General features: G+C 59.4%; 19 protein-coding genes and 3 pseudogenes. 8 read left to right on the top strand and 14 right to left on the bottom strand.

The window, feature by feature from the left end; all coding sequences use genetic code 11:
* Positions 1-9 precede the first annotated feature (9 nt).
* The 7 genes from bioB to groL all read left to right on the top strand — a co-directional run bounded on the left by bioB (position 10) and on the right by groL (position 7,488).
* Entirely contained in the window at positions 10-1,008 is a 999-nt protein-coding gene (gene bioB / locus NKI69_RS31795) for a biotin synthase BioB (RefSeq protein ID WP_352723297.1), read from the top strand.
* Entirely contained in the window at positions 1,005-2,153 is a 1,149-nt protein-coding gene (locus NKI69_RS31790; RefSeq protein WP_352723287.1) for an 8-amino-7-oxononanoate synthase, read from the top strand. The genes bioB and NKI69_RS31790 overlap by 4 nt, the downstream gene beginning before the upstream one ends.
* A complete protein-coding gene (gene bioD, locus NKI69_RS31785; protein WP_023735844.1) occupies positions 2,150-2,785 on the top strand; it encodes a dethiobiotin synthase in 636 nt (211 codons plus the stop codon). Before NKI69_RS31790 ends, bioD begins: the two co-directional genes overlap by 4 nt.
* Positions 2,785-4,050, top strand: coding sequence for an adenosylmethionine--8-amino-7-oxononanoate transaminase (locus NKI69_RS31780; RefSeq protein ID WP_352723285.1), 1,266 nt, complete (start codon positions 2,785-2,787; stop codon positions 4,048-4,050). Before bioD ends, NKI69_RS31780 begins: the two co-directional genes overlap by 1 nt.
* The gene (gene bioZ / locus NKI69_RS31775) at positions 4,047-5,030 is read left to right on the top strand and encodes a 3-oxopimeloyl-[acyl-carrier-protein] synthase BioZ (protein WP_023814405.1); all 984 of its coding nucleotides are present in this window, start codon (positions 4,047-4,049) and stop codon (positions 5,028-5,030) included. Before NKI69_RS31780 ends, bioZ begins: the two co-directional genes overlap by 4 nt.
* Positions 5,031-5,460: 430 nt before the next feature.
* Positions 5,461-5,757 carry a co-chaperone GroES gene (groES, locus tag NKI69_RS31770; protein WP_019863563.1) on the top strand — a complete coding sequence of 99 codons (297 nt, stop codon included), beginning with the start codon at positions 5,461-5,463 and terminating at the stop codon, positions 5,755-5,757.
* Positions 5,758-5,820: 63 nt separating this feature from the next.
* The gene (groL, locus tag NKI69_RS31765) at positions 5,821-7,488 is read left to right on the top strand and encodes a chaperonin GroEL (RefSeq protein ID WP_023766583.1); all 1,668 of its coding nucleotides are present in this window, start codon (positions 5,821-5,823) and stop codon (positions 7,486-7,488) included.
* A 1,059-nt stretch (positions 7,489-8,547) separates the two neighbouring features.
* Here groL and NKI69_RS31755 read toward each other — a convergent pair.
* The 14 genes and pseudogenes from NKI69_RS31755 to NKI69_RS31690 all read right to left on the bottom strand — a co-directional run.
* A pseudogene (locus tag NKI69_RS31755) lies at positions 8,548-8,706 on the bottom strand (ATP-binding protein); the annotation flags it as partial.
* A 227-nt stretch (positions 8,707-8,933) separates the two neighbouring features.
* Positions 8,934-9,035 (bottom strand): annotated as a pseudogene (locus NKI69_RS33590) (IS6 family transposase); the annotation flags it as partial.
* Between the two features lie 26 nt (positions 9,036-9,061).
* A complete protein-coding gene (locus NKI69_RS31745; RefSeq protein WP_023814396.1) occupies positions 9,062-9,748 on the bottom strand; it encodes a response regulator in 687 nt (228 codons plus the stop codon).
* Positions 9,749-10,469: 721 nt separating this feature from the next.
* The gene (virB11, locus tag NKI69_RS31740) at positions 10,470-11,510 is read right to left on the bottom strand and encodes a P-type DNA transfer ATPase VirB11 (protein ID WP_023814397.1); all 1,041 of its coding nucleotides are present in this window, start codon (positions 11,508-11,510) and stop codon (positions 10,470-10,472) included.
* The gene (gene virB10, locus NKI69_RS31735) at positions 11,494-12,630 is read right to left on the bottom strand and encodes a type IV secretion system protein VirB10 (protein ID WP_031214017.1); all 1,137 of its coding nucleotides are present in this window, start codon (positions 12,628-12,630) and stop codon (positions 11,494-11,496) included. The genes virB11 and virB10 overlap by 17 nt, the downstream gene beginning before the upstream one ends.
* A complete protein-coding gene (locus tag NKI69_RS31730; RefSeq protein WP_023814399.1) occupies positions 12,623-13,507 on the bottom strand; it encodes a TrbG/VirB9 family P-type conjugative transfer protein in 885 nt (294 codons plus the stop codon). Before NKI69_RS31730 ends, virB10 begins: the two co-directional genes overlap by 8 nt.
* A complete protein-coding gene (locus tag NKI69_RS31725) occupies positions 13,504-14,217 on the bottom strand; it encodes a type IV secretion system protein VirB8 (RefSeq protein ID WP_031214019.1) in 714 nt (237 codons plus the stop codon). Before NKI69_RS31725 ends, NKI69_RS31730 begins: the two co-directional genes overlap by 4 nt.
* A complete protein-coding gene (locus NKI69_RS31720) occupies positions 14,214-14,372 on the bottom strand; it encodes a type IV secretion system lipoprotein VirB7 (RefSeq protein ID WP_081731114.1) in 159 nt (52 codons plus the stop codon). Before NKI69_RS31720 ends, NKI69_RS31725 begins: the two co-directional genes overlap by 4 nt.
* A 27-nt stretch (positions 14,373-14,399) precedes the next feature.
* Positions 14,400-15,287, bottom strand: a complete 888-nt coding sequence (locus NKI69_RS31715; RefSeq protein ID WP_023737139.1) for a type IV secretion system protein — start codon at positions 15,285-15,287, stop codon at positions 14,400-14,402.
* A 55-nt stretch (positions 15,288-15,342) separates the two neighbouring features.
* Positions 15,343-16,026, bottom strand: coding sequence for a TrbJ/VirB5 family protein (locus tag NKI69_RS31710; protein WP_023737138.1), 684 nt, complete (start codon positions 16,024-16,026; stop codon positions 15,343-15,345).
* 13 nt (positions 16,027-16,039) lie between these two features.
* Complete coding sequence (virB4, locus tag NKI69_RS31705) at positions 16,040-18,409, bottom strand: type IV secretion/conjugal transfer ATPase VirB4 (protein ID WP_023814401.1); 2,370 nt, start codon at positions 18,407-18,409, stop codon at positions 16,040-16,042.
* Positions 18,409-18,735 (bottom strand): type IV secretion system protein VirB3, encoded by a 327-nt coding sequence (locus NKI69_RS31700; RefSeq protein WP_023679584.1) that lies wholly within the window; start codon positions 18,733-18,735, stop codon positions 18,409-18,411. The genes virB4 and NKI69_RS31700 overlap by 1 nt, the downstream gene beginning before the upstream one ends.
* Positions 18,735-19,040 (bottom strand): pilin major subunit VirB2, encoded by a 306-nt coding sequence (gene virB2, locus NKI69_RS31695; RefSeq protein ID WP_023673707.1) that lies wholly within the window; start codon positions 19,038-19,040, stop codon positions 18,735-18,737. Before virB2 ends, NKI69_RS31700 begins: the two co-directional genes overlap by 1 nt.
* Positions 19,041-19,114: 74 nt before the next feature.
* On the bottom strand, positions 19,115-19,900 hold the full coding sequence (locus NKI69_RS31690) for a type IV secretion system lytic transglycosylase VirB1 (RefSeq protein WP_023766572.1): 786 nt from the start codon (positions 19,898-19,900) through the stop codon (positions 19,115-19,117).
* Positions 19,901-21,191: 1,291 nt separating this feature from the next.
* Between NKI69_RS31690 and NKI69_RS31685 the strand changes: the two are divergent.
* Positions 21,192-21,340: pseudogene (locus tag NKI69_RS31685) on the top strand (DNA-binding response regulator); the annotation flags it as partial.

Genomic DNA, 21,340 nt, shown 5'->3' with positions numbered 1-21,340 from the left:
AGCATGGACATGCAAACGGCAAGTTCAACGCAGACATCGCCACAGACTCAATCCCCTGACCCCGGAGCGTGGACCCTGGAGAAGGCTCAGGCACTTTACCATGCCCCCTTCAACAATCTCCTCTTCCTGGCGCAAACGGTGCACCGCCAGAATTTCGATCCAAACAAGGTCCAGCTCAGCCGGCTGCTCAGCATCAAGACGGGAGGATGCCCGGAGGATTGTGGCTATTGCAGCCAGTCGGCGCGTCACGAAACCGGCCTGAAGGCGTCGAAGCTGATGGAGGTCCGGCGCGTCATCGCCGAGGCGACCAAGGCGCGTGATGCCGGCGCCACGCGTTATTGCATGGGCGCGGCCTGGCGAAACCCCAAGGCGCGCGACATGGATGCGGTGGTGGCGATGGTCGAAGGCGTCAAGGCGCTGGGCATGGAGACCTGCATGACGCTCGGCATGCTCGATCTTGAGCAAGCCGCTCGACTGAAGCAAGCGGGCCTCGACTACTACAACCACAACATCGATACGTCGGAACGCTACTACAGCGAGATCATCAGCACGCGCGGCTATGCCGAGCGGCTCGACACGCTTGAGCAGGTTCGTCGATCCGGCATCAAGGTCTGCTGCGGCGGCATTATCGGCATGGGCGAGGAGCCGGTGGACCGGATCGACATGTTGGTGACGCTGGCCAATCTGCCGGAACATCCGCAAAGCGTTCCGATCAACATGCTGATTCCGATCGCCGGCACGCCGCTTGCCGATGCCAAGCCCATTGAGCCGATCGAATTCGTGCGCGTGATCGCGCTGGCGCGCATCATGATGCCGAAATCGCATATCCGTCTCTCCGCCGGCCGTATGGCCATGACCGACGAGATGCAGGCGCTGTGCTTTTTTGCCGGCGCCAACTCGATTTTCGTCGGCGACACGCTGCTGACGGCGGACAATCCCGGTGAGGACAAGGATACCCTGCTGTTCCGGCGCCTTGGCATCGAGCCGATGGAACTCGAAGCGCAATGAACGGGGCGCCGCTTGCCAGTTATGATGCGACCTTGAAGAGGCTGGCGCGCAAGGACCGGCTGCGGACGCTTTCGCCCCGCGCCGGGCTGGACTTCTCGTCGAACGACTATCTCGGGCTGGCCTCGTCCAGGAGACTTGGCGATGCTGTTGTGGCGGCGATTGCGCGGGGCACGCCGGTTGGCGCCACCGGGTCGCGGCTGTTGCGCGGCAATGCACCGGAACACGAGCAGCTCGAGGCAGACGCGGCGGCATTCTTTGGAGCCGACCGCGCGCTGTTCTTCGGCAGCGGCTACATCGCCAACTTCGCTCTGCTGAGTGCCCTGCCGCAGAAGGGCGATCTTTTGCTTCTCGATGAGCTCGCCCATGCCAGCATGCATGAGGGTGCGCAGGCCGGGCGCGCACAGTTCGTGCTGGCCGCGCACAACGATGCCACCGCTGTCGAGGATGCGATCACACGTTGGCGCGCCGCAGGCGGCATGGGATGCGTCTGGATCGCGGTGGAAAGCCTTTACAGCATGGATGGCGACTGCGCGCCTTTGGAGAGCCTGGTCGCGCTTGCCGATCGGCACGGCGCATTCATCGTCATTGACGAGGCGCATTCGACCGGCGTCTGGGGACCGGACGGCCGGGGGCTTGCCGCCGCTTTCGAGGGCCGCGACAACATCGTCGCGCTCCACACCTGCGGCAAGGCGCTCGGCGCATCTGGTGGGCTCGTGACCGGGCCGAGGACACTGTGCGAGTATCTGATCAACCGTTGCCGGCCATTCATCTACGCCACCGCGCCATCGCCGCTGATGGCAGTGGCAGTGCGCGAAGCACTCGCAATGCTCGCCGACGAGCCTATGCGGCGTGTTCAGCTGCATGAACGCGTTGCCTTCGCCGGCCGCCAGCTGGCCGAGCGCTGCGGCGTGATACCCAGCGGCTCGCAGATCCAGCCCCTCGTAATCGGCGATGTCAGGCGCACCATGGCAGTGGCGGCGCGCCTGCAGGCCCGCGGCTTCGACATACGCGGTATTCGTCCTCCGACCGTGCGCACGTCGCGGCTGCGCATCTCACTGACGCTCAATATCGGCGAAGCCGACATTTCCGCCATGGTCGAGGCGCTGGTCGAGGTGTTGGCCCAAAGATTGCCGGAGGCGATATGACCCAACGCATCGTCATCACCGGAACCGACACGGGAGTTGGCAAGACCGTGTTTGCGGCTGGGCTCGCCGGTTTGCTCGACGGCTTTTACTGGAAACCGGTGCAATCGGGCCTCGACGGCGAGACCGACAGCGAGGTGGTCGCGCGGCTTGCCGGCTTGCCCTCAGAGCGCGTGCTGCCGGAAGCCTACCGCTTGCGGAGCCCGCTGTCGCCGCATCGTTCGGCCGAGATCGACGGCGTGGCGATCAAGGCTGCCGATCTTGCTTTTCCCGTGCTACCGACGCCGCTCGTCATCGAAGGCTCCGGCGGCCTGATGGTGCCGCTTAACCGGCGCACAAGGCTCATCGACATCTTCGCTGAATGGCGGCTGCCCGTCATTCTGTGCGCCCGCACCACGCTCGGCACCATCAACCACACCTTGCTCTCGATCGAGGCGCTCCGCGCCCGATCCATCCCGTTGGCCGGCATCGCTTTCATCGGCGATGAGATGGCCGATACGCAACGGACCATCGTGGAATTCAGCGGTGCGCCGCAGCTCGGCAGGCTGCCGCACCTCGATCTGCTGACGGGCAAGACACTGAGGGACGCAATGATTGCCGGCTTCGCCTTCGCCTCGATTACTGGAGGTGACTGATGTCGCAGTCTCATGTGTGGCATCCCTTCACCCAGCACGCGCTCGAGCCTGCGATCCCAGAAATCGTCCGGACTGAAGGCGCCTATCTCCGCAGGGCCGACGGCGCCCGCATCCTGGACGCCATCTCCTCCTGGTGGGTCGTCACACATGGCCACCGCCATCCCCGCATCATGAAGGCAATCGAGACAACCGCGTCGAGCCTCGACCAGATTATCTTTGCGGGCTTCACGCACGAGCCGGCAGAGCGCTTGGCCAAGGCGCTTGTCGGCCTCGCTCCCGCTGGACTCGACTGGGTGTTCTATTCCGACAGTGGCTCGACCTCGGTCGAAGTAGCGCTGAAGATGGCACTCAGTTATTTCCGCAACATCGGCGCCCCACGCTCGCGCATCGTCGTCATGCATCACAGCTATCATGGCGACACGATCGGCACGATGAGCGTCGGTGCGCGTGGCGTGTTCAACGTCGCCTACGAACCCTTGCTGTTCGAGGTCGCCACCATCCCCTTTCCGGCAGCGGGGCGCGAGCAGGAGACGCTGGATCGTTTAGAGGCTGTGACCCGCGATCGACGAGCCGCAGCCTTAATCGTCGAGCCGCTGGTGCTGGGCGCCGGCGGCATGCTGATGTATCCGGCTTCAATTCTGGCCGAATTGAAGAAGATCACTGAGGCCTCCGGCACGCTGCTGATCGCCGACGAAGTGATGACCGGCTGGGGGCGGACCGGAACCATGTTCGCCTGCGAGCAGGCATCGATCTCTCCAGATATCCTGTGCACCTCGAAAGGCCTGACCGGCGGCGCCATCCCGCTGGCCGTAACGCTTGCCACCGATGCCATCTTCCAGGCTCATTATTCCGAGGACCGGAAGAAGACGTTTTTCCATTCGAGCTCCTACACTGCCAACCCGATTGCCTGCGCGGCAGCACTTGCCAATGTCGAGATCTGGCGGGACGAGCCGGTGGCCGAGCGCATTGCGGCCTTGAGCGCAATGCAGGCCACCGGGCTTCGACGCTTTCGCGACAACAGCTTCTTCACCGACTGCCGGGCGACCGGCACGATCGCGGCGCTCGACCTGCGAACCGGTTCCGCAGGTTATCTCGCCGAGATCGGACCGAAACTGCGCGCTTTCTTCCTCGAGCGAGGGCTACTTGTGCGCCCGCTCGGCAATGTCCTCTACCTTCTGCCACCCTATTGCATCACCGGCGACGAGCTCGAGCGACTCTATGACGCCATTGAGGAGGCGGGCGAACGCTTCGGGTCCAGGCCATGAGCAAGTCGTCGCGCATTCTCGGGTTTGGCCATCATGCGCCTGGGCGAAAGGTGGCGAATGCCGAAATCGAGAGCAATCTCGGTCTTGATCCAGGCTGGATCGAAAGGCGTACCGGGATACGGTCGCGCTTCTGGGCAACCGACGAAGACACGCTGTCTGGTCTTGCTGCGCAGGCCGGCGACATGGCGCTGGCGAACGCCGGTATTGCGCGCCACGACATCGGTCTGCTGTTGCTTGCCACCTCGACGCCCGACCATCTTCTGCCGCCCAGCGCGCCGCTGGTCGCACACAAGCTTGGCCTTGGCCGCGCAGGCGCGGTGGATCTGACCGGCGCCTGCGCCGGCTTCATCTATGCGCTGATGTTTGCGGACGGATTTACCCGCCTGCACGGCAAAGCGAGCCTTGTTATCGCCGCCAATATCCTCAGCCGCCGCATCAATCCAGCCGAGCGCGCAAGCTCGGTCCTGTTTGCCGATGCCGCCGGCGCCCTGGTGATCGGTCAGTGCGATGATGCTGATCGGGGCATTCTCGGTGCCTCGGTGGCTTCGGACGGCTCGCGATACGGGCTGATCCAGATTCCCGCAGGAGGAAGCAACAAGCCGTTCCACGGTGACCTCGATCTCGCGCAAACCCGAATGAGGATGACGGACGGCCGCGAAGTGTTCGCAATGGCCGTGGAGATGATGACCGATTGCTCGACAAGCGCTCTAGCCGCTGCCGGAGTGCGGCCACACGATCTCGGCCGGTTCGTGCCCCATCAGGCCAATACTCGGATTTTCGACGCGGTCGGGAGGAACCTCGGCATCGCCGACCAAGCAATTGTCAAGACGATTGCCGAATACGGCAACTCTTCGGCCGCGACGATCCCGCTGTCGCTCTCGCTCGCCAACCAGACGGAGCCATTCCAGCCTGGAGAGAAAATCCTTCTGTCGGCGGCAGGTGCGGGTCTCAGCGGCGGCGCTCTCGTGGTTGGAATCTAGCCGGCCGGCTCACGCGCGCAGGACTGGTCATGAATGGGAATAGGGCAACAGAACCAATGCCAAAATGGCCTTCTGAAGCTCGACACGACCGAGCTGACGCAGCACGACCCCGTGCGAGCCTCTGGATGAGATCAAATGCATCACCTGTTGCATCATTCGTGCCATCTGAATAAAGCTCAAATACAAAGGGTGAGCCGCCCCATATATGTCTGATACCCGACATTGTTCACATAAAAGGCTCGATGCTTACACGCTCCTTGCTCTCTTCTCTTTGCTGTCTGCTCTTTTCTCTTTGCTCTTTGCTCTTTCGTCTTGACTAGCAGGAGCATGCGGCTTATCTCATTGCCGCGTTAGCACTCGCTTCCGCTGAGTGCTAAGCACGCTCCGGCAACGGAGAACCGTTCAACATCCGCACCAAGGACATCCAAAAATGGCAAAGTCGAATTTCCGGCCGCTGCATGACCGCGTGGTCGTTCGCCGGGTCGAATCCGAATCCAAGACCGCCGGCGGGATCATCATCCCGGATACGGCGAAGGAAAAGCCGCAGGAAGGCGAGATCATCGCCGTCGGCTCCGGCGCTCGTGACGAAGCTGGCAAGCTGGTCCCGCTGGACGTCAAGGCCGGCGACCGCATCCTGTTCGGCAAGTGGTCGGGCACCGAAGTCAAGCTCAATGGCGAAGACCTTCTGATCATGAAGGAATCCGACATTATGGGCATCATCGGCTGATATCAGGCCTTTCCTTCGCACCATCAAATCTGAATTTCGGGCGAGATGCCCAGGAGTAAAAAAATGGCTGCCAAAGACGTAAAATTCTCCCGCGATGCCCGTGAGCGCATGCTTCACGGCATCAACATCCTCGCCGACGCGGTGAAGGTCACCCTCGGCCCCAAGGGCCGCAACGTCGTCATCGACAAGTCGTTCGGCGCACCGCGCATCACCAAGGACGGGGTCACCGTCGCCAAGGAAATCGAACTTTCCGACAAGTTCGAAAACATGGGCGCGCAGATGATCCGCGAAGTTGCTTCGAAGACCAACGACATCGCCGGTGACGGCACCACAACCGCGACCGTTCTGGCGCAGTCGATCGTCCAGGAAGGCAACAAGGCCGTTGCCGCCGGCATGAACCCGATGGACCTGAAGCGCGGCATCGATCTGGCCGTGACCGAAGTCGTCGCGGCGCTCGGCAAGGCTGCCAAGAAGATCAAGACCTCCGAGGAAGTTGCCCAGGTCGGCACGATCGCCGGCAATGGCGACGAGTCGGTCGGCAAGATGATCGCCGAAGCGATGCAGAAGGTCGGCAACGAAGGCGTCATCACGGTTGAGGAAGCCAAGACCGCCGAGACTGAACTCGAGGTCGTCGAAGGCATGCAGTTCGACCGCGGCTATCTCTCGCCCTACTTCGTCACCAACGCCGACAAGATGGTTGCCGAGCTCGAGGACGTCTACATCCTCCTGCACGAGAAGAAGCTGTCCAACCTGCAGGCGATGCTGCCGGTTCTCGAAGCCGTCGTGCAGACCTCGAAGCCGCTGCTCATCATCTCGGAAGACGTCGAAGGCGAGGCCCTGGCCACGCTGGTCGTCAACAAGCTGCGTGGCGGCCTGAAGATCGCCGCCGTCAAGGCGCCGGGCTTCGGTGATCGCCGCAAGGCCATGCTGGAAGACATCGCCATCCTCACCGGTGGCCAGGTCATCTCCGAAGACCTCGGCATCAAGCTCGAGAACGTCGGCCTCAACATGCTCGGCCGCGCCAAGAAGGTGTCGATCTCCAAGGAGAACACCACCATCGTCGACGGTGCCGGCAAGAAGGCCGAGATCCAGGGCCGCGTTGCCCAGATCAAGCAGCAGATCGAAGAGACCACTTCGGACTACGACAAGGAGAAGCTGCAGGAACGTCTGGCGAAGCTCGCCGGCGGCGTTGCGGTGATCCGCGTCGGCGGTGCGACGGAAGTCGAAGTCAAGGAAAAGAAGGACCGCGTCGATGACGCCCTCAACGCGACCCGCGCGGCCGTCGAAGAAGGCATCGTTGCAGGCGGCGGCGTCGCTCTCCTGCGCGCTTCGGCCGACATCAAGGTCACCGGCGTCAATGCCGACCAGGCCGCCGGCATCAACATCGTTCGTCGTGCGCTGCAGGCTCCGGCCCGCCAGATCGCGGCCAACGCCGGTGCGGAAGCATCGATCGTTGCCGGCAAGATCCTTGAGAACAAGGGCGCGACCTTCGGCTACAACGCCCAGACCGGCGAATATGGCGACATGATCGCCATGGGTATCGTCGATCCGGTCAAGGTTGTCCGTACGGCTCTCCAGGACGCGGCCTCGGTCGCCGGCCTGCTGGTCACCACCGAAGCCATGATCGCGGAGGCTCCGAAGAAGGAGTCGGCTGGCGGCGGCGGCATGCCTGGCGGCATGGGCGGCGGCGGTATGGGCGGCATGGGCGGCATGGGCGGCATGGATTTCTAATCCAGCCCCTATCAACCTACAGCGGAAAGGGCGGCAGCAATGCCGCCCTTTCCTTGTGTGCCGAACATGATCGACAACTTGGAGTGCGTCCCGAGGATCTCGTCAGAATTAGGATCTTGTCCGATCGAGCAATTCGCGGGCTCAACCTGGTCAAACCGGCGCCCCCTACGAACTGCCCGATCCTTGAGGATTCCGCTGCGCGACAATCACGATGATTCATTCAGTTGGTAGCTATAGGCGGTGAATCATGAGGGGCATTGAGGAGCGTGGCAAGGCGCCCATCTCGGCATTTAACCCCATCGAGCGTGATATCCGAGACAATTCTCTCATCGGACCGGCGGCTGGCGTTGAAGGACCCGGTGAATCATCCTGTTCTATAGTGGAGCAGACGCGCTCTGAGCCTCAAGATCAAGCGTTTCCTCCTCTGAGTATCCTTGATCTGCCGCTGGACATTCTCGTTGATATTGCTGAGCGGCTCAGCCCGATGGATCTGCTGAGGTGTCGCACACAAATCAAGAGCTGCGTGTCGCCGCGATGATAGTCGCAACGCCTCAAGAAAGGCGGATCCAGGTTCAGGCTCGTCGTCGTGGCCGAGAGGCCTCGTGACGCCGACGACTGCGCTTCGGCCTTGTGGGGCCTCGGAGCGGGCGTGGCAGCGCTTGCACCTGAGCTCCAGCGGCGTCTCATCCTGCTTGAGCCCAGGTCTCAGACCATTGCCCTGGAGGGCCTCGGAGCAGGCGTGGGTGGCCTTTGGCCAACCTCCAGCGACTTGTCTGCGGATTTCACTAAATTGGGACAGCCGTTTTAGTAAATCGCGAACAAGCGTTTCGCTAAGTCGCGGACAACGGAAGCGATCGAGTTCCGGTTGCCTTTGCTGTTAGGAGTGATTGATTTCGGTTATTTCGCTGAAACGCTGAAACGCCATATCCAGCTTTTCCAACGGTAAATTGGGCACTGTCCAATACTTTATTTCTTGAGAAATCCAACGTTTTTGCCGCGCAGTGACGTTCGGACATAGCAAGGCCTGTCCCATACCTATGAATACGTTTGGCTGAAGCAGACCGATGGCTGCGCGTCGAAGCCGAAGCCGTCGAGTTCGCGGACAAACGGGAACTGCGCGATCTTGCTCGACATGAGCGTGTCGAGCTGGTCGCGGATGGCCGTCAACTTCAGCCGATCCAGGATTGCGATCAGCAGGTCATGATCTAGCGTCGTCATCACCAGCTCCCTCCGACCACCGCTTCGTACTCGGCGAGTGGCCGCAGCAAGGTGGCCGGGGGTGATCTTGATGCGCTCGGCGCGCACCGGCCCTTCGAAGCCGGCAACGCCGACAAAAGGCTCTGTCGCAAACCTGGAAATGGGGGTGTGAACGGCCATTTCGGCCTGTCCGTCAGGCAGCGAGGATATCGAAACAGCGATCGACAGACTTGTAGTCATACCTCGCCCTGTCGCTTGCCAATCATGTGGATCATCTCGATGCCGGAGAGGATAACCACGGCGCTCGCCTGCGACTTGAAGCCGATGGATCGAATGCGGCGCTTGATACGCAGTCTGTTCTTTCAATTTAGACCAACTATGCGGATGCCGCCTCAGTCAATTCAAGAAGGTAACCAATGCCGCGCACGGTCGTGATCCGTGGCGTTGCACCTGACCTACTCAGGTGTCCACGTAAGCGATAGATTCCGACTTCAAGCGCGTTGGCAGATACCTCGTCGTTGAACGAATAGAGGTGATCTTCCAACTGCGCACGAGGCACGATGCGGCCTGCACGGATAAGCAGATGCTCTAAAATACATAGTTCGCGGCGTGCGATCTTCAGAGGATGACCCGAGACGGAAACCTGTCGGCCGATCGGATCGAAATTGAGATTGCCAAATACAACGATGGGGTCGGTCACCTGTGTCGACCGGCGCAGAATGGCTCTCATTCTGGCGATGAGCTCATCGAAAGAGACGGGCTTGAGCAGAAAATCGTCCGCGCCACCGTTGAAAATTGCAATTCGCTTCTCGAGATCGTTGATGCTACTCATAATGAGGGTTGGAACTGAATGCCCGTCGCTCCTTAGCTGTCTCAGCCAGCCCAAGCCATCGCCATCTGGCAGAGCCAACTCCAGCAGGAGAATTTCATAGGTTGCGCAACAGAATGCCCTCGACGCCTGTTCCAGGTTGCCAACTACATCAACGGCAAAACCGCTATCCCCGAGCGCAGCTCGCACGGCGCGCGTAAGATCCACGTGATGATCAATGAGCAGCGTTCGCATTTCACGTCCTATCAAGGTAGGACAGGTCACCGTCCGCTGTAAGACCGGGGCGACAGCAGAAGTCGCGCAACTCTTCGTAGTGTTCGTAACGCTCTTTCCGATGGGTGATCGCGGGAGAATGCAATCCGCACGCCTGCAATAGTCGGGGATGGAACACGTGAAGACCTGTTGACGGGCTGAAACCGTCGGTCGGCCAGCCCACAATGCCACCGACTCTGCCTGCGATTTCTCTGCGCATCGATCCTCCTATATGGGTTGCGTCGCAAACTCCAGCTGAGGTCGCAAGGGCAGGTTGCGGCTTTGTTCATTGAGAGGACCCCCTGGAGGCAATACCGGGAGGATTCCCTGTATAGCACTTCCCGATTTACCAACCGGTCATTCCGAACCACGTTCGGCGGCTTTGAAGACGCTCATTTGAGCGCGGCTAGGTAAATCAAGGGTACGACCTGCCGGGTGTCGATGCCGCTTTTGAAGCAGGCATCGGCACCAGCTCGCTGAGCGTCGCCCGCGCAATTCAGCGGACGCGCTCGATACACCCAGTCGAATCGTGCCGCAGCTTGCCGCGCCGACAGGGCGGCCGAAGAGTTCAGGCTTGTGACCGAAGGGCTACGCCCAGTCGTCCTCCCATTATCAACCTCGGTCAAATCAAAGTGACGTTGAATCTGAACAAGTTGCGCCATCATATCACAAACGACTTACCGATCCCCGACGTGCCCTAGCCTTAGTGCTTATTAAGAAGATCGGCTACTGTCTCTCCGCGTCGCCGGGCATCGGCGGCGAGCCACACCTCCCCCACCTCATACACGTCGCCGTGGGTACGAAACGGCACAATGACGTCAACGGCAGCCGACAGCAGGTCAAGAAGCGTGTGGTCTTCCACAGCAGCTCCTTGCGGGCTGCTCTTGACGAGTGAAAAGAGCTTTTTAAAGCCTTGGACCGGATCCGCCCCATGAATCGTCGATATTGATCCCGCATGGCCGGAGACGACTTCGCTAAGGTAGGCCCAAGCAGCATCATCGCGCATCTCGCCAAGCAATATTCGATCAGGGCGCATGCGCAAGCTGGCTTGCAACAGTTGCTCGGCTGTCACCGCACCTACGCCTGCTCGGTCCTTCGGATAGAGTAACCGGACATGATTCTCGTGCGGGATTGCAAGTTCGAGCGTGTCCTCGATACTTATCAGCCTCTCTTGCGGGGGTATAGCGTTGATCAAAGTCTTGCTCATTGTCGTTTTGCCGCTACCAGTAGGTCCGCAAAGCAGCATCGTGAGCCGCCCGCAAACGCACGCTCGCAAAAATTGCTCCAAGTCACCATGGTCGTAGTGCTGAAGAATCGTTTCGTCCTGCCGCTCTTGGCGCTCCTTTCGTGACCGCCATTGATTCCAACGCGAGTATTCGTAGCGAGAAGAAACTTCCTTGAGTTCGGTCACACGACTTGAGGGACGCCGTATCGTCAGGCTTATTGTTCCTGAGGGAACAGCGGGCGGCAAACAGATCTGCAGCCGCTCTCCGTTCGGCAGCTCAGTAGCACAGAGGGGGCTTTGCGGTCCGACATCTTGCTTGCGCAGCGCTCCAGCGAGGATCGCGATGTCCTCCAGATCGTCATAAGATAGCGGTAGCGGATGTTTGGTGAAAACGCCGGCCTGTCGGACAAAGGCTTCCCCAGGCCGGTTGATAGCGACCTCTTCGGTCCTTGGCTCCTCAAGCCATTTCAGAACAGGGTTGAGAAGCAAACGCAATTGAGGGTCAGCCTCCGGTCGCATTGTTGTCTCTCCGGCGTTGGCGATGTTGGGGGGGGGCTGGCGCCACGGCGGTCGCTCTAAGATCGTATACATCTGAGAAATCGAGGTCCCGAGCCACAAAGATGGATACAGCATCTCCCTGGTTTTTCTTCAGAGTTGGCGGAACGTTGATCGTTGCTCTAAGGGTCGTCTCAACGGCTTGTCCGGCGTTGCTCTGGAAGCTGTTGATACCGCTTCCTCCACCTGAGCTGCCAGCGTATTGACCGGCGGCCTGAAACGCGCCTTGAATGACGCTCATGAGCATTGCTCCGCCAAAGCGCTGCCAGAAGTGATTATCCACCGTGCCAGGCATTCCGGAGCGGCCGAGCTCGTCAGCGCCCGGCGATGCTAGCGAAACGAGGGCATGGTCAGGCGTTTCGATGCGCGTCCACAGCACGAAGACACGCGCATCCCCCTGTTGGAGACCACGCTGGATCTCGCCAATCACGGTCGTCCCGCGATCCAAAAGCACCACGTTGTTGGTGGCGCCGCGGACGTCTTTAGGTAAGACGCACTTCACATAACCCGGTAAATTTGTGTCGACTGCCGTTTGCAAAATGCAGGGGATGATCGTTCCTTGAGTAATCACGAGATCAGGGTGCGGCAAAAGTGTGGCCCGGCTTGGCTCCTGTATATCTGGCTTCAATCGCGCCGACAGATCGCCAGCGTCTGAAATCTCATCCGAGGTCACGGGAGCATCCCTATGGTTGTCTTCGCTCCGCTGACCGTCGGTGGGCATTTTACTGCTGCCACTGTAGGCGAAAATTGGTGTTTCCTCCGGCGGCGGATCAGCTGAAGTCGGCGTGGATGGCGCAGGATCTCCTGCCTGCGCCGCCTGTACGGCTGCTGGAACTTCGGGAGCAATCTCAATCGGCACGGGGCGGAATGGTTCGGCGTCGGCGACAATTGGAGGTTTTGGCTGAGTTGGTTCGTCTTGTGTGCTGGTACGACCTCCGAGCCAGATGAGTGATAGAGATGAGATGAGAACAAGAGCAGCGACGGCCAACTTCTGCAATCCCGAAACATGCCGGCGGGCCGGCTCCGAGACCATCGATCCGGAGGCATGGACATCATGTCCCGACTGTGGGCCGGTTTCATTCATCGGCCGAGCCTTTCAAAACGCGCCACACGTCGGGTGTCACTGTACCGGTCCCTGGCGCTCGTCCCACAGGGTCATAAGCCCTGTTGAAAATGGACAAGACCGTATTGCCATCTCTCAGACGCCATTCCCGGGCGACTGCGGATACTTCAACATAGTCCCCTTTGACCGTGTAATTGGCAGCGGCTTCCTTGCCGTCGGGATTGATAATGTAGAGGGAGGGTATGCGGGAATTGCTTGCGAAGCCAAATACGGTGGTAAAGCCATTATCGAAAACTTCCAGCGGCGACAGCGATCGATCGCCCTTTGCGACGTAGTGAAAATTGCTTTCGTCCGGACTGGTAGTTGCGGCGGGCCGATTCAACAAATCCTGAACTCTCTCGTCGCGCAGCACTTTCGCCCGGGCCTGACCAAGAATCGAGCGCCTTTCTGCGTCCTTTCTCTGAGCAGCAGCCTCATCAGCAGGATAGGTGAACTGCACACTGTAGTATAGGTCAGGTTGCTGCTCATCGAGTTTTGGCATCGCTCTCGTTGAAATACTGAAGACGTATCTCCGTGTGCCGGACTCACTCTCGGCCAGCACGATGACCGGCTGCGGCGGGAGCATCCGGCTAGCCTTAAAAAAGAGATAGTTGGCGCGCGGGAGCGCAGCCAGGTCTTTGCTATTGGAAACGGCCACGGCTGCGACTGTCTCGTTTGCCGCGAATGTGACAACCAGCGTTGCCCCCACTGCGGTAGACAGGCGCACCACTTCGTCAGGACGGTAAGCCAGGTAGCGCATGCGCGCATCATGCTTGCCGGCAAGTGGTGTGTCTTCCGCGGACGCTTCCATCGTTAAGAAGAGTGAACAGACCAGCGCGAGAAACGCTCTTTTTGTCATGGCTGCACATAGCCCAGGTTCGATACGCTATCTTCCGAGCTTTGATAGGAAGTGATGAGTAGACCTCCCGGATTGGTGAGCCTCGATTGCCCAGGCAGACCCGTCAAGCGCTCGTAGCGGATGGTAGCTGTCCAGGTGGTCACTATCGGCATCTGCCCATCGACAACAAGCGTACGTTTGTAACGGATCTGTTGAACGTCCGGACTGATGTCGTTTGAAGAAATATGCCCGACCTCGAGCTTGCCGCGCTTGCCGACCGTGACTTGCGGCGAGGTGGGATTCGGATAGTTGAAGAAATCTTGATATTGCTGTCGCACAGCCGGCGCGCTGAAACTGGATACGAGGTCATAGGCGTATTGGGCTGTATCTGCTGTGTACCCCTCGCGCAGGCGTACATATTCCCACAGCGAAGCATTTATGACGGCTCGGTCTTGGGTTGCCGGCAGTCGAGACACTGACACTTCGCTGTCGACGGTCCCATCCGGCCGGACCCAGAGGAACACAGGTACGAGCTTGGCCAACGGGACCATGGCAGCGATGGTAAATGCCTGGGCAACATTTCCTAGGACCGCCGCTGCGGCAAAGGCGATCAGGGCCTTTGACAGGCGCCGCGCAGACTTCGCTCGTGACGTTTGAAACGCTTCCACCTTCTTATAGTGGGCGGCTAGCGTTTCTCTCTCCACCAGAAGGGCATGTTCAGGAAATTTCACTTTGGCTCTTCCGCGCATTCGACCTGAAGATCCTCAGGGGTGGTTTCCCATTGTCCCACGTTCAGTTGGAATGGGGCACCCGCGCACGTCGCAAGCCCATGGCTCGTCTTGCAGGCGGCCAAAGCGAGGATTGACAGAAGTAGGCAATATTTCATGTTTTTGGCACCGAGCTTGTCGATTGATTAACCACCCGCCGTTTTGGCAAAGTGGCGATTGAGGCTGTTAAGAGGTCGGTTCGCACCTCCCCAAGAGCCGCCGGCGATGCTGCTGGCGATCGTCGGAAGCGCGACGATCAGAGCGTCACCAGCTAGGAAAAGCATGTCGAGCTCGTAAAGCCCGATGATCTTGGCTGCTGTCGTGCCCGAGAATTTGATCATCAAAAGCATGGCTGCCAGCGAGACTGCTTCGGCAGCGATTACTATCGTTGCAACGATGTTGAGGAGGAGAAGCAGCAGCCCGTACGAGAGCAGTTGGCCGATCCATCTGGTGGCTATGTCTCGAGTGTGATCAAAAAGGTAGCCTACAAGGACCAGGGGGCCGATCGTCAAGAGCACCTTCGTCAGAATTCCAACGGCATCGTAGATCTCGAACGCTGTCCACAGCGCGCCGTAGAAAATCCATTGCGCTCCCTCGAAAGCAAGTATGTCCTGGCCGTTCATAGGCCCAATTTCGGAAGCAATCAGCTGAAAGACATACTGGCTTGAAGCAAACATGAGATCGAGCTTCTGGGGGATTCCGATGAAGGGCAAGTCGCTGCCACTGATGTCGTGAGCCAACCTCGGAATCGTTTCGTCGAAAAGCGCTTCAATGTACTGCTGATAGTTGGCCTGCCCTAAGATAAGGGCGACGACAATCGACACCATGATTACGCGCGAGATACCCCCGCGCGCATCGACTTGACCACGCATGACCAGACAGCCTTGGATTATTATCCAGAGCGTGACACACGCAACCAGAGGCGCACTGACCGCCGCTTGGACGTTTTCAAGCACTTTGTGCAGCCCGGACGTGAAGGCCCCATGAAAGATCGTGTGTATAGTCGTGAATGGCGCGGGAATTTTGAAATTCATGGCGTGAGCCTGATGTGTCCCTGATCAGCGCAGCTGAGCCTGATGAACTCAGCGTTCACGGGAGGAGGTCAAAAATGCGAGCGGTGTCCCGATGTTCGCGACGCTGCGTGGCGGCCTCCTCAGCGGCGTGAAGGCTCCCTTGTGCAGTGGCCATAGTCAGCAGACTCGTGGCCTGGGCATTTTGGATCATCGCATCGTGAATCTGCTTGAGGACCAGACCGTTGGTCACGGTGGCCTGCATAATATTTCCCGAGCGGGAAAGCTGACCAAGCGTGCCGGCGTTATCCTTAAGGCGCTTGTCCATCATGCCCAAAGTGTCGGCTGCAATAGCTGCGGCATTGGCGGCCCCAGCGATTTGTCCCTTTAACAGTTTCGCTTCTGAATCGTCGCCCGTGACTATCCGATTTGGGTCCTCCGCAATGTTACGGGCGATAATCGAAGCTGGCGCCCGAGCATCAAACATCTGCTCCTCCAGCTTATTGCTCGACGGGTAATGATTTCCTTGGTTCAGTGAGCTTAGCACTCCCGTGACAGCGAATGACGAGGTTAGCATTGTCACCATTTCGATCGTCGTAGCGAGCGTCTCGATTGACCTCTCAAGGATCGCCGCATTGGAAATCGCTGTTAAGGTCGATTGTGTTTCTGTTACAGGGTCGGTGACGATCCATTGCGACCGGGCCTGTCCGTGAAGCAGAAGGGAAGCAGCAAGGGTCGTTACTGCAAGTTTGGCAAGTTTCATGAATATTCCTCCGTCAGTCTTGAACTTCATGGTACCGGGCCATGAACTTGTCGAGCCACCCACTTGGGGCGTCTCCGTGCTGGTTGCGAAGCTGGTCGGCAAAGCGCACTGTGTTGGCCCGCCCCGAGAGTACGGCTACGTACTCGCGCATCTGCCCAAGATCGAATTCGCAAACAATACTCCCGCTATCGCGCTTGAGCAAAAACTTGCGGCTGCCGATTGCCATTCCCTGGCGGATTGCCTCGAACTCCTGCGCAGTGCACTTCAAGCCATCGACATACGCAGAGCGGTCCGCCGTCGGTGATGGGTAGAAAATTTTCGTCATACATTGCGCAACGAGACTAGCTCCGAGAGGCGATTCCAGAACGTGTTCAGGCTGCTGCGTTGCGAGTATCAACATGCCGTTGTTTTTGCGGACCGTGAGCAAGAACTTGTCGATAACGGCCGAGAATTGGGGGTTGAGTAGATAGAATCGAAATTCGTCGCAGCTCATCACGAACCGACGACCATCGACGATAGCGCCCACTCGATGCAGAAGGTATGCGGCGGCCGGTGCACAGACCTCCTCATATTCCAGGAGCTGCGTCATGTCGAAGCCCGTAATGGAGGCATCCAGCCTTACTTCGTCCACGTCGCCGTCAAAGGCCCATCCAAGCGCCCCCCCTCTACACCACCGCTGCAGCCGTGCTCCTGCGCCCTCGGAGGGGCTGTGCAATAGGAACTCGCGCAGGCCCGCAAGTGAGCGCATAGGGGGTTCGAACGAAAGCTGACGAACAATGCCGCGTTCCAGCCGACGGCTTTCCTCCGGCGAGATCGGACCACGGCCGTCACTCTCGATCAGGGCCATCAACCACTCGCGCAGAAAGTCCCGAGAGGCGGAGGTGTTGTCCAGTCCACGCAGAGGGGCCAAGCCGCTCGGAGCGCCTCTGCGCAACGCAAGATATGTCCCTCCCGTGGCTCGCACCAGCAGTTCACCACCCCGATCCTTGTCGAAGAAGACGATCGCACCATTGCGATCGACCAAGCTTTGCTCAAGCATCGCGAGGACAAAGGTCATCAGCGTCGTCTTGCCTTTGCCAACGGGCCCGAATATTGCCGTCATGCCGACGTCATTCTCATGGGGGATGTAGTCGAAAGAAGTTCCACCGTTTGTGCGAAAGCGCGCAACAGCATTGCCCCAGTGGCCGGAACTGGAACCGCTTGGGAAGTTCTCAAATGAGACGAGCCCGGCAAAATTGTGTGAGGTGATCGCCCCCGGGCGCGTGCGCCACCTGTTGTTCCCCGGAAGTTGGGACCAATATGCGGCCTCCATGCCGATGCCCTCTTGGACGATAACGGCGCCCGCGTCGGCCAGCCGTGCGCGGGCACTTGCTGCGCGATCTGCAAGGCTATTGAGGCTGTCGGCATAGACGCACAGGCTCAGATGATGCGAACCCATCACGAATTCGTTGCTTGCCAGTGCGTCCTCTGCCTCGGCAAGTTCATTGATCTGGGTGAGAGCCTTGTCGCCGGCACTCGTCATCTGGCTGGACTTAAGGCTTAGTTTGGCATGAGCTTGCGGGCGAGTGAGGAAGGAAAAGCTCTGGCTCAGGACAAGCGGGAAGTTGGCGGACAGCAAGGAATTTAGCATGCCCGGCCGCGTCGTCGCCGGATATTCACGGAACGAAAACAATGATCCGACGGAGCTATCCCCGGGCCTTCGAATCTCAAGCGCCCGCTTCCCGCAGATGACCTGGTCAGTGTAGATCGAGGCGCCAAGTGAGCCGGTAACCATCGGAACCGGAAGAAACCGGCAAGTCATCATGAGCCGAAGCGCCTCGCCGATTTCCGTGAAGAGCACGTTGCCTTTCTCACGAATACCCAACCGGCGCAGACCGTAACCGCCGAGTGCGCCAGCAATGATGTGCCAGAGGTCTTCCAGGCTCCGCATTTGGGTGGCTAGATCGTGCTCATTCCGTCTGCGGGACTTGGCAATCCGCAAGCCGATCTTGCCGATTGCGGTGCGGGGGGACACGATCAAAGTGAGGAAGTGATCGTTGCGAAAGAGCTTTCCCGACAGCACACGACGCTCGTAGGCCTCGCTCAGACTGCCAGCGAATGCACTTTGAAACCGGCGCGGCGCCGGCGCCGGCACATCGTTGTGTCTCACAAGATGAGCGTATATCGAGACATTGTCATCGGCGATGTTGCGCAAGAGAGTGTTGAACGCGCGGCAGCGCGAGTTGCGCATCTCAGCGTCTTCCAAATCAAAGGGCACACCGTTCACATGTGCCATGGCCATGATCGATCCGTCTTCCAGAAGGACAACCTGATCGCTTATGTGACCAACATACGGAAGGTAGATCTCGCCAGACCTCTCGGTCCGGCCGCTGGCGCCGAACATTACACCATTCCTCTTCCGCGTTTCGGCACTCTGATCGGATTGGCGCTGACGCTTGCGCCTCCCCAGACCGGCCCGTCCACGCTTCTGCCGGCCGTCTGCAAATAGAGCAGCACGACGCTTGCCGCGTTATAGTCACGCTCAACAACCAGCCGTGCTCCGAACCAGAGTGGCGCGAGAACGATTTCGTAGAGCGGGTTCTGAAGGATAATGATAACAAGCCCAGCCAACATCATGAGCAATCCGGCCAGCGTCAGCGGCACCCCCAGAAACAGTGCGGGGCGCGTCGCCGCCACATAGAGGGTGCTCACTTCCAACCGGTCGCTCATCAGCCACCGCCTATGAGCGCCTTGCCCAGGAAGCTGGCCCCGAACATGATGACGATCCCTCCAACGACACCCGCAACCAGGCCAAGTGAAGCACGACCGAACATCCAAGAGATACCGATGGCTACGAGCCCGAGCACGGCCAGTGATTGTCCAAAGGGCCCAAGTATGAACGTGCAGATATTCTGGACCATCTTGGCAGGATCCGTCCCTCCGGTCACCTGAGCCGCGGCTGGCCCGCTGTAGAAGACCGTCCACGCCGCGCCTGCAGCAGCGGCCGGTACATATTCAGCCGCCATGCGCAGCATGGAAAAAGGCGAAGGAACACGCGTTTTAAGCGCACGAAGTATCTTGAGTGGCGTCATCATTGCATCTCCATGTTTCAATCGAATACGAGTTTGTTCGGGTTCGAGGGTTCCCGTGCTTTCGCAGCCTGGCTGCCTGTCGGATCGGAGGGATCGGCCCCGGAGCGGTCTGGCTGATACGAGCCCCAGATGTCCCAAGAATCTTGGTTGGGCTGCTTCTTTCTATTGGCCTGTTGGCTCTGCTGGAGCAGAGGCGGCACGGCTTTCCGACCGGGTGCCTCAAGGTGCGGCACATCTCGAGCAGTCGGCTCCAGCGTTCTCTCAAGGAGACTTGAGATGTCCTTTGCGGCCGACTCGACCTTGCGTACATAACCGTTGGCGAAGCCATGCGTGACGTCGCCCGTGTTATAGGCCGAGATGGCACGGCGAAGCGCCAGTTGCTGTGCCACAGCAGTGGTGCCGCCGGCATACCGGCTTTCAAGCAGGTGGGCGGCAGCCGAAAGCGAGGCGCAGGGCTCGAAAGCCCTTTCCGGCGTGAGATTGAGCACGGCAAAGTTCTTGCTGTTTATCTGCATCAATCCAACATCGACAGAATGTTGTGCTTCGAGGCGTTCCTTGATGCCCCGCGTGGCTTCCAGGTGGTCTATCCAGCGAAGCTGCTCACCTGTGGTGTTGTCATGAGCCACCAGCGTTTCAAAGCCACTTTCAATCTTGGCAATCGCGGCGAGGGTGGACGGCGCAACCCAGGGGGCGCATTTGCGCGACAGGCTGCGGAACTCACGCGGAGAAAGTGGCGCGGGCTCGGCTGGGAGTGACATGGATGTCATCAGGACGATGGCCAGCGGCCAAGCTGCAATAAACATTCCCTATCACCTACCTTTCCAAGCCGCCGGACGGGTTCTGGCCCTGTCCGGCACGCGCTTATCGGGGAGGTTTGTTACTGTGTGATGTTCAAGTTCAGCTTTTCGGTTTCAATTGAAGCAAAGACCGTGTTCGTATCAGCGTGGGTGAGCATCTTGCGCATGCGTGGGTGGCGCGGGCCCGATCAGCCAGCGACATCCGGAGCATCTTGGTACAATGACTCCTGTACAGGATTGCTCGTCCCGGCCGTCCGTTGCTCCTGGAGTGTGGGCCGCGACTTTGGCGTCATGGATGGTACTTCTGTCAGCGCCAAGCCAAGGACAAAATGGGGAGCTTGGCGGGCTTGTTCAGGCTCGGGATCACCGTGGGGAATCGACTAAGGCGATAAAGCGGCCCAACTTTGCCGGTATGCTGCCGGTCCTTAAAGAGCAGCCATGCGCGGCCCTGCACACTCAGATCATTGCTTGAGACGCGAGCTCGTCCGCGAAGCTGGCTCGAAGGCGCAAATCCGCGGCGGCGAGGGTCAACTGGGAAGACGTGGCGGCGCAGCCCATCCTGGTGCGAGCCTCGTTCAGCTGTTCGGCCGCCGCCGCCAAAGGGTGGATCATGCACAGTCCCATCGGCAGATAACCGCACGTCATTGACGGAGTCCGACGGCGCAATGGACAAGCATAGTGACACGCTCAAGATGGAGGAGTTGCAGTAACTGAGAAATGTTAGCCCGGACGTTCACCGCAACCGGCGACCTGCCGGTCGCCGAACAGCATTTGAGGCCGCCGGCCACCTTGGACGAAGCCGGCTTGGCAGGAGACACACTATTTTGCACAAGGCCGCTGCAGCGAATCACGGTCTTCTTCCGCCGACCGCCTCTCCGATCAAGCCAAACGCCGCGCTGCTCAACCATGTCCGAGCTGGATCCACGAGCCGGAGGATATCGAGATGATCCAGGTCCGCAAACTCCAGGATGACCAGGATGCAAGGGCATAGCAGGAAACTTGGCATCCATGGGGTCGAACTTGAGTGATATTGGCAGGCCTGCACCAACGGGGGAGCTCGAAGCGAAAAAGCGAAGGACCACACGGCAGGGTCATGTCGGCGCTTGGACCTGTCTGGTGGCCACGGGCTGCCTTGGTGCGGTCAATTCGCTGGGGATGAAAAGAACAGGACGAGCACGGCCTCACATTGGCCGCACGCAACGGCGAGTGGTATCAAGGAGCAGCTGTTCTGGGTCGGTGCCCCAGGGTTGCTCGGCAACAGGTTTAGACAAGGGGATTCAAGATTGAAGGTGTGCCGTTGAAACATGTTCTTGTCATTGACGATGATGCCGCAATGCGGCGCCTCATCGCCGAGTATCTCACGATGCATGCCCTGAAGGTAACCGCAGTCCACGATAGCAAGCAGTTTGACTATGTTCTTTCACGTGAGCCAGTCGATCTCGTGGT

This window comes from Mesorhizobium sp. M0491, from assembly GCF_040321265.1.
Classification (GTDB): domain Bacteria; phylum Pseudomonadota; class Alphaproteobacteria; order Rhizobiales; family Rhizobiaceae; genus Mesorhizobium.
This window is presented reverse-complemented; position numbering and strand designations above follow the sequence as displayed.

Coding starts and splice junctions, on each gene's coding strand:
- NKI69_RS31700 (WP_023679584.1), bottom strand. CDS start 18,735: ATGAGCGACCGGTTGGAAGTGAGCACCCTCTATGTGGCGGCGACGCGC.
- NKI69_RS31745 (WP_023814396.1), bottom strand. CDS start 9,748: ATGCGAACGCTGCTCATTGATCATCACGTGGATCTTACGCGCGCCGTG.
- virB4 (WP_023814401.1), bottom strand. CDS start 18,409: ATGTTCGGCGCCAGCGGCCGGACCGAGAGGTCTGGCGAGATCTACCTT.
- groL (WP_023766583.1), top strand. CDS start 5,821: ATGGCTGCCAAAGACGTAAAATTCTCCCGCGATGCCCGTGAGCGCATG.
- bioZ (WP_023814405.1), top strand. CDS start 4,047: ATGAGCAAGTCGTCGCGCATTCTCGGGTTTGGCCATCATGCGCCTGGG.
- groES (WP_019863563.1), top strand. CDS start 5,461: ATGGCAAAGTCGAATTTCCGGCCGCTGCATGACCGCGTGGTCGTTCGC.
- NKI69_RS31790 (WP_352723287.1), top strand. CDS start 1,005: ATGAACGGGGCGCCGCTTGCCAGTTATGATGCGACCTTGAAGAGGCTG.
- NKI69_RS31710 (WP_023737138.1), bottom strand. CDS start 16,026: ATGAAACTTGCCAAACTTGCAGTAACGACCCTTGCTGCTTCCCTTCTG.
- bioB (WP_352723297.1), top strand. CDS start 10: ATGCAAACGGCAAGTTCAACGCAGACATCGCCACAGACTCAATCCCCT.
- bioD (WP_023735844.1), top strand. CDS start 2,150: ATGACCCAACGCATCGTCATCACCGGAACCGACACGGGAGTTGGCAAG.
- NKI69_RS31690 (WP_023766572.1), bottom strand. CDS start 19,900: ATGTTTATTGCAGCTTGGCCGCTGGCCATCGTCCTGATGACATCCATG.
- virB10 (WP_031214017.1), bottom strand. CDS start 12,630: ATGAATGAAACCGGCCCACAGTCGGGACATGATGTCCATGCCTCCGGA.
- virB11 (WP_023814397.1), bottom strand. CDS start 11,510: ATGCGACCGGAGGCTGACCCTCAATTGCGTTTGCTTCTCAACCCTGTT.
- virB2 (WP_023673707.1), bottom strand. CDS start 19,040: ATGCTGCGCATGGCGGCTGAATATGTACCGGCCGCTGCTGCAGGCGCG.
- NKI69_RS31730 (WP_023814399.1), bottom strand. CDS start 13,507: ATGACAAAAAGAGCGTTTCTCGCGCTGGTCTGTTCACTCTTCTTAACG.
- NKI69_RS31780 (WP_352723285.1), top strand. CDS start 2,785: ATGTCGCAGTCTCATGTGTGGCATCCCTTCACCCAGCACGCGCTCGAG.
- NKI69_RS31720 (WP_081731114.1), bottom strand. CDS start 14,372: ATGAAATATTGCCTACTTCTGTCAATCCTCGCTTTGGCCGCCTGCAAG.
- NKI69_RS31715 (WP_023737139.1), bottom strand. CDS start 15,287: ATGAATTTCAAAATTCCCGCGCCATTCACGACTATACACACGATCTTT.